Source organism: Xenorhabdus eapokensis, assembly GCF_001908105.1.
Genome location: NZ_MKGQ01000020.1, coordinates 62,814 through 70,371, shown reverse-complemented (window position 1 = coordinate 70,371; position 7,558 = coordinate 62,814). Strand labels below are relative to the sequence as shown.

At 43.1% G+C, this 7,558-nt stretch carries 6 protein-coding genes; 5 read left to right on the top strand and 1 reads right to left on the bottom strand.

Features of this window, described 5'->3' with window-relative positions; translation table 11 throughout:
* Positions 1-175: 175 nt before the first annotated feature.
* Together ravA and viaA are read left to right on the top strand one after the other, a co-directional pair.
* Positions 176-1,666: an ATPase RavA gene (gene ravA, locus Xedl_RS13410; RefSeq protein WP_074024342.1), complete on the top strand. Its 1,491-nt coding sequence runs from the start codon at positions 176-178 to the stop codon at positions 1,664-1,666.
* Between the two features lie 4 nt (positions 1,667-1,670).
* Positions 1,671-3,128: an ATPase RavA stimulator ViaA gene (gene viaA / locus Xedl_RS13405; protein WP_074024341.1), complete on the top strand. Its 1,458-nt coding sequence runs from the start codon at positions 1,671-1,673 to the stop codon at positions 3,126-3,128.
* 3 nt (positions 3,129-3,131) lie between these two features.
* On the opposite strand, the gene asnA is transcribed toward viaA, so the two are convergent.
* Positions 3,132-4,124 carry an aspartate--ammonia ligase gene (gene asnA / locus Xedl_RS13400; RefSeq protein ID WP_074024340.1) on the bottom strand — a complete coding sequence of 331 codons (993 nt, stop codon included), beginning with the start codon at positions 4,122-4,124 and terminating at the stop codon, positions 3,132-3,134.
* A gap of 165 nt (positions 4,125-4,289) precedes the next feature.
* On the opposite strand from asnA, the gene asnC reads away from it, so the two are divergent.
* The 3 genes from asnC (at position 4,290) to mnmG (ending at position 7,548) form a co-directional block, all read left to right on the top strand.
* Positions 4,290-4,751 (top strand): transcriptional regulator AsnC, encoded by a 462-nt coding sequence (gene asnC / locus Xedl_RS13395; RefSeq protein WP_074024345.1) that lies wholly within the window; start codon positions 4,290-4,292, stop codon positions 4,749-4,751.
* Positions 4,752-4,842: 91 nt separating this feature from the next.
* Positions 4,843-5,283, top strand: coding sequence for an FMN-binding protein MioC (gene mioC, locus Xedl_RS13390; RefSeq protein ID WP_074024339.1), 441 nt, complete (start codon positions 4,843-4,845; stop codon positions 5,281-5,283).
* 375 nt (positions 5,284-5,658) lie between these two features.
* Positions 5,659-7,548 (top strand): tRNA uridine-5-carboxymethylaminomethyl(34) synthesis enzyme MnmG, encoded by a 1,890-nt coding sequence (gene mnmG / locus Xedl_RS13385; protein WP_074024338.1) that lies wholly within the window; start codon positions 5,659-5,661, stop codon positions 7,546-7,548.
* Positions 7,549-7,558 lie beyond the last annotated feature (10 nt).

The window sequence follows — 7,558 nt, the reverse complement described above, 5'->3', positions numbered from 1 at the left end:
TAGCTTATTCCATTGGAGATCTGTTAACATAGTTCGCGGCATGATGGTGAGGTCTGGTTGTTTTTTGGCGAAAGTAATTATACCAAATCATCATGCTGTTTAATAATCCCTCACAAAACATCAACACGCCCTATAAATAAAGGGAGGTAACTATTCGAACCTTGGTGTAAATAATATGCAATTGGTCGAGAAAATATCCCGATTAGGTCAGTATTTAGAAAGCGGTCTATATGAAAGACAGCAAGTTATTCGCCTGTGCCTGCTGGCCGCCTTATGTGGAGAGAGCATTTTTCTTCTTGGACCGCCAGGAATAGCCAAAAGCCTTATCGCGCGTCGGCTCAAGTTTGCATTTCAAAACGCACGCGCTTTTGAATATCTGATGACCCGTTTTTCCACCCCAGAAGAGATCTTCGGCCCCCTTTCCATCCAGGCACTCAAAGATGAAGGGCGTTATCAGCGCCTTACCGAAGGTTATTTACCCGCAGCAGAAATCGTTTTCTTGGATGAAATTTGGAAAGCAGGCCCTGCTATTTTGAATACGTTACTTACCGCGATCAATGAAAAGAAATTCAGAAATGGCAGCCAAGAGGAACAGCTACCAATGCGTTTACTGGTTACAGCATCCAACGAACTCCCAGACAATGATAGCAGTCTGGAAGCGCTCTACGATCGCATGTTAATCCGACTCTGGCTAGACAAGATTCAGGAAAAGAAAAATTTTCGTGCCTTACTGACTGACCGAAACAACGAAAATAGCAATCCTGTGCCTGCCCATATTCAAATCACCGATGACGAATTTCATCAATGGCAAGACAAGATTAACCATGTATTCCTGCCAGATCATATCTTCGAACTGATTTATCAATTACGCCAACAAATAAATGCCACAGAGAGTACGGCTGATGTCTCAGATCGCCGTTGGAAAAAATCTATTCGTTTACTACAAGCCAGCGCCTTTTTCAGTGGCAGAAGTGAGATATCTCCGTTAGATGTGGTGCTATTAAAAGATTGCCTATGGCATAACTTGAACACCTTAAAACTGTTATCTCAATTCTTACATGCTTTATTAACAGAGCAGGCTTATCTGCAACGTTTCCTTATGCAAAAAATGGAGAAGTTATACCAGCAATGGGTACAGTCCAACCAAGACGAAAATGACCATCATCCCCTGCAATTAGTCTCCAAATCCTCTCTGTTTGGCCGCAAGCCCCTTTATTCATTGCCCGAAGATATTGCAGATGAAAAACTGACTCTGTTTTTACATCCTTCATTACATATGCATGATATTGAAGTCAATTTCATCGAAATAGATAAAAAATCCCTGGAAAATACCCTAAAAAATAATACTGGAGAACTCCCTGCCTGCTTAAATGGCATAGGTTTCCCGCAGACCATCACAGCAGAAATCAACGAAAAAAATCAGCTTACCATACTGGATATTAGCCGTAATAGCGCTGTTCTCTGCCTATCTTCCCCCTCAAAAAGCACGAATACAGAGTGGCGTGAAAAGCTGGCATCTATCAGCGATGAAATTCAACAACAACGCTATCTGTTTAAGCAGCATCAACCCTGTTTATTTACCGAAGCACATTGGCTTGCCAGCATTGAACAGAGTTTCCTGCAATTAACCGAAAAACAGAAACAATTGAAATCAAAAATGGGATAGCAACATGTTAACACTAGCCACACTCGATCTCTTACTTTCTATCAACGAAAGCGAGCTGATCGAAGAGATCATTTTGGCACTGTTAGGTACTCCTCAGTTAGTTGTTTTCTTTGGGAAGTTTCCAAGGCTTAAAAACGCATTACTAAAAGATCTCCCTTCATGGCAACAAATATTACAGCAGAAAATAAAACAGACGCTTATTCCTGCTTCATTGGCCGAAGAGTTTCAGTTATACCAACACATACAATCAATTGACACGGCCGATTTCTATCAACAGTTACCTAATATCGTAGAGAAACTTCAACAACTCGAATCTCCCTTTGCCAAAGAAGCCGATACACTACTCAAAGTATTCTCTGAATCCACCTCTTCAGAACAAATATTGTTTATCCAACGCTGGCGGCGCAGCTTGATCCTGCAAACGACGGCATTTAATAAGACACTATTAGAACAAGAAAAAGAGCAACTACTTGCAGAGATCCAAAAACGATTGACCCTAAGTGGTAACCTTGATCCCATATTTGATCACAATGATCACGCGGCAGGTAGATTATGGGATATGAGTAAAGGACAACTTCACCTGACTACGCAAAATATACGACTATTGACTCTCTATGCTGACTTTCTCAAACAGCAACCTGAGCTGGAAAAACTGGCACAATTACTTGGCCGCAGTCGGGCAGCGCAATCAATTCCTAAAGAAAATCCAATCCTGAAACCATTCACCCGATTCGAAAGAATACCAGATACTATACCTGAGCAAATTAGTGGGATTAGACAAAGTGATGACATCTTAAGGTTATTACCCACTGAGCTAGCTATGCTGGGTATTGAAGAGTTGCAATACGAATTTTATCGGCGGCTGGTGGAGAAAAAATTACTGTCCTATCACTTACAAGGAGACGACTGGCAAACAAAAACCACACTCAAACCCATCACACATCACCACAATAAAAAACAGCCTCAGGGGCCATTTATTATTTGTGTTGATACTTCAGGATCAATGGGGGGGTTTAATGAGCAGTGTGCCAAAGCATTCTGTCTGGCTTTGATGCGTATCGCACTAGCGGATAATCGTCACTGTCATATCATGTTGTTTTCGACCCAACTCGTTCATTATGACTTAACATCGCCGGATGGGCTAACTCAAGCAATGCATTTTCTGGGGCAAACATTTAGGGGAGGAACCGATCTGGCATCTTGTTTAGATGCAACCGTTAAAAAAATGAAAGAAAACACTTGGGAAGATGCTGATGCTGTTGTTATTTCAGATTTCATTGCCCAACGCTTGCCAGGCTCCCTAATCCATCAGATAAAAAATCTGCAACAGCATCAACAACACCGCTTCCATGCGATCTCCCTTTCCCACTATGGAAAACCCGGTATTATGCAAATATTCAACCATATCTGGCATTTTGATACCGGGCTTACAAGCCGTTTACGAAGAAGGTGGCGAAATTAAAACTTAGAGTACACCTTCAACTGATTCAATAATTTCAGGTGACCAAACACCGCACTGAACCTGACCGATATGTGCCATTTGTAGCAACAACATCACCAAACGGGATTGACCGATACCACCACCGATAGATTGTGGCATATCACCTTTGATCAACGCCTGGTGCCAATCATATTGCAGGCGATCTTCGTCACCAGTTAGTGCAAGCTGACGTTTCAGAGCCTCTGCATCAACACGGATACCCATTGACGAAATTTCAAAAGCATCCTGTAAAACTGGGTTCCAGACAATAATGTCACCGTTCAGGCCAGAGAAACCATCACAGTTTTGTGTAGTCCAATCGTCATAATCCGGCGCGCGTACATCATGAGCCTGATCATCAGACAGCTTACCACCAATGCCCATCAGGAAAATTGCACCAAACTCTTTAGCAGCCTCACGCTCACGACCTTTAGCATCCAGATCAGGGTAACGTTTCAGCAGCTCTTCACTGTGGATAAAGTGAATTTGATCTGGCAGGAACGGTGCCAGACCAAATTCCTTACTTACCGCTTGTTGTGTTTCTTTTATTGCTTCGTAGATTTTACCTACTGTCTGTTTTAAATAGTCGAGTGAACGCTGACCTTCACCCATCACTTTCTCCCAATCCCACTGATCAACAAAGACAGAGTGGATAGGTGTCAAGCGATCTTCATCAGGACGCAGAGCTTTCATGTGAGTATACAACCCTTGTTCAGCCTGAAAACCAAAGCGACCTAATGTTTTACGTTTCCATTTCGCCAGAGAATGAACCACTTCAAAGGTGGCGTCCGGTAAAGTTTTCACTTTCACCTGAACCGCTTTTTCATGGCCAGATAAATTGTCCTGAGTACCATCACCAAGACGACTTAAGATCGGTCCTTGAACTTCGATCAAACCAAGTTGTTTCTCTAACAGACGGGAAAAGTATGATTTCACAAAACTAATCTGCTGTTGTTTCTCAATAAAGGATGTTTTCATGATGCAGCTCTCAAAATTTTTAGTGGCCCTGTGTCCTGTTGGTATAGATTAAGCAACAAAATGAGGTACAAATTCAATATCTGATAATAAAAATATTGCATAATGTTTATAAATGATAATTTATACACTATAAAAATGAATATTATTCAAAAACAGGGGTTAAAAATGGCAGAAATTTATCAGATCGATAATTTAGACCGTGACATACTTCACGCTTTAATGGAGAACGCACGTACACCTTACGCTGAATTAGCCAAAAAATTTGCAGTCAGCCCAGGGACGATTCATGTCCGCGTGGAAAAAATGAAGCAATCAGGGATCATTACGGGGACTCGGGTGGATATCAGTGCCAAGCAACTGGGGTTCGATGTATGCTGCTTTATCGGCATCATCTTGAAAAGCGCCAAAGACTATCCGGCAGCATTGAAGAAACTCGATATGCTTGATGAAGTCGTTGAAGTTTATTACACCACTGGGCACTACAGCATTTTCATTAAAGTCATGTGCCGATCCATAGAAACCCTTCAGGACGTACTTATCAACAAGATCCAGACTATCGACGAAATCCAGTCAACAGAAACGTTGATCTCCCTGCAAAACCCGATAATGAGGACAATAAAACCTTAAAACAAAAAACCCGTTAACCACATTATCCACAGGTAGATCCCAATAGATTCACTGCGTACAATAGTTGTTCTTTAATTTAGCAAGGATCATGATGAGCACAATAACCTTAATCAGTGGCAGCACAATGGGTAGCGCCGAATATGTCGCAGAACATATAGCTGAGATCTTAGAAAATAACGGCTTTTCAACAGAGATGCTTCATGGCCCCTCATTGGAAGATCTTCCACTTGAAGGATTATGGCTTGTGGTTACTTCAACGCATGGCGCTGGGGACTTACCTGATAATCTCCAATCTCTGGCAGATGAGATCACACAACAGCAACCGGATCTCAGCAATATCACATTTGGTGCAGTCGGTATCGGCAGCTCCGAATATGACACATTCTGTGGCGCGATAAGATCACTGGAACGCTTATTAGAAGATCACGGAGCAAAACGGATCGGCGATCGATTGGAAATTGACATTCTGCAACATGAAATTCCTGAAGATCCAGCCGAAGAATGGGTTAAAGAGTGGGCAAAGTTACTCTGATCCGATTAAAAATATAACGATCAACTGTGGATAACTTATCTGAAAAGCAGGGGTTAACCCGTAGTTATCCATTTAACAACTCAGTTCAAATTGAATGGCTGTGAATAACTAGGCTTTTAGATCCCAGCTTATACTGAGTTGGATCACGGATCATTCACAGCAAATGATCCTTTACAGCATCATGATCTTTATATGGAAAATCCACTTATCCACAGATGATCGCGATCCTAATAAAAGATCCAATAAAGAGATCTTTAAATAAAAAGATCTTATTTTAAAGAATGATGATCTCTTGCCTCTTGGTCTGAGGTCCAAACTTGAGTAGAATTCTCTCCCCAATGCATATGAAGCATTCTCACTATTGAAGGTTCGCACATGTTTTATCCAGAGCACTTTGACGTCATCATTATCGGTGGGGGTCATGCCGGTACTGAAGCGGCGATGGCCTCCGCACGTATGGGGCGTCAAACCTTACTACTGACTCACAATATTGATACTTTGGGCCAGATGTCATGTAATCCAGCCATTGGTGGGATCGGTAAAGGGCATCTGGTAAAAGAGATCGATGCACTTGGCGGCCTAATGGCGAAAGCTACGGATCAAGCCGGTATTCAGTTTAGAACACTCAATGCCAGCAAAGGTCCGGCTGTTCGGGCAACACGAGCACAAGCGGATCGAGTACTTTACCGACAAGCTGTAAGAACAGCGCTGGAAAATCAACCTAACTTAATGATCTTCCAGCAACCCGTTGAAGATCTCATTGTTGAAAACGACACGGTTACCGGTGTTGTTACTCGTATGGGTTTGAAATTCAAGGCTAAATCTGTAGTTCTGACCGTAGGAACTTTCCTTGATGGAAAAATTCACATCGGATTGGAAAATTACAGTGGAGGACGAGCGGGGGATCCGCCTGCGATCTCATTGTCTCACCGTTTGCGTGAACTGCCTTTGCGCGTAGCTCGCCTGAAAACAGGGACACCACCTCGCATTGATGCACGAACCATTGATTTTAGCCAGCTTGAACAACAACTTGGCGATAATCCGACACCTGTATTTTCATTCATGGGTAATGTCGATCAACATCCACGGCAGATCCCGTGCTATATCACACATACCAATGAAAAAACCCATGAAGTGATCCGCAATAACTTGGATCGCAGTCCAATGTACGCAGGGATCATCGAAGGGATCGGTCCTCGTTACTGTCCTTCCATCGAAGACAAAGTCATGCGTTTTGCGGATCGTAACGCTCACCAGATCTTCCTGGAACCAGAAGGGCTGACCAGTAACGAAATCTATCCAAACGGCATTTCGACCAGTCTGCCATTTGACGTTCAGATGCAAATTGTTCATTCCATGAAAGGTATGGAGAATGCCCGCATCATTCGCCCTGGTTACGCGATCGAATATGACTTCTTTGATCCACGTGATTTAAAACAAACACTGGAAAGTAAATTTATTCACGGTTTATTCTTTGCTGGTCAGATCAACGGCACCACAGGATATGAAGAAGCGGCTGCACAAGGATTACTGGCTGGTCTCAATGCTGCACGCTATGCCAATGGTGAAGAAGGTTGGTTCCCACGCCGTGATCAGGCTTATATTGGCGTATTGGTCGATGATCTGTGCACACTCGGCACGAAAGAGCCTTACCGCATGTTCACCTCCCGCGCTGAATATCGTTTGATGCTGCGTGAAGACAATGCGGATCTTCGACTGACTGAACAAGGCCGCAAACTTGGCTTGGTTGATGATCTCCGTTGGGAACATTACTGCCGCAAATTTGAAATGATCGAACAGGAACGCCAGCGCTTGCGCAATATCTGGGTTCATCCTCACTCTGATAACTTAGAGGATATCAACCAGATGTTGAAAACACCGCTATCAAAAGAAGCCAATGGTGAAGATTTGCTGCGCCGCCCTGAGATGAATTATGAATTGCTAACGTCATTACCCCGTTTCTCTCCTGGACTGACTGAGCCTCAAGCGGCGGATCAGGTTGAAATTCAAGTGAAATATGAAGGCTACATCGCCCGTCAGCAAGAAGAGATCGAAAAACAGTTACGTCATGAAAATACCGCACTGCCTGTTGATTTGGATTATCAACAAGTGAGTGGGCTTTCCAATGAAGTTATTGCAAAACTAAATGACCATAAACCCAGTTCAATTGGCCAGGCTTCACGGATTTCAGGCATCACTCCGGCAGCAATTTCTATTTTGCTGGTATGGCTGAAAAAACAAGGTCTATTGCGTCGTAGCGCCTAAGGGGACGAAT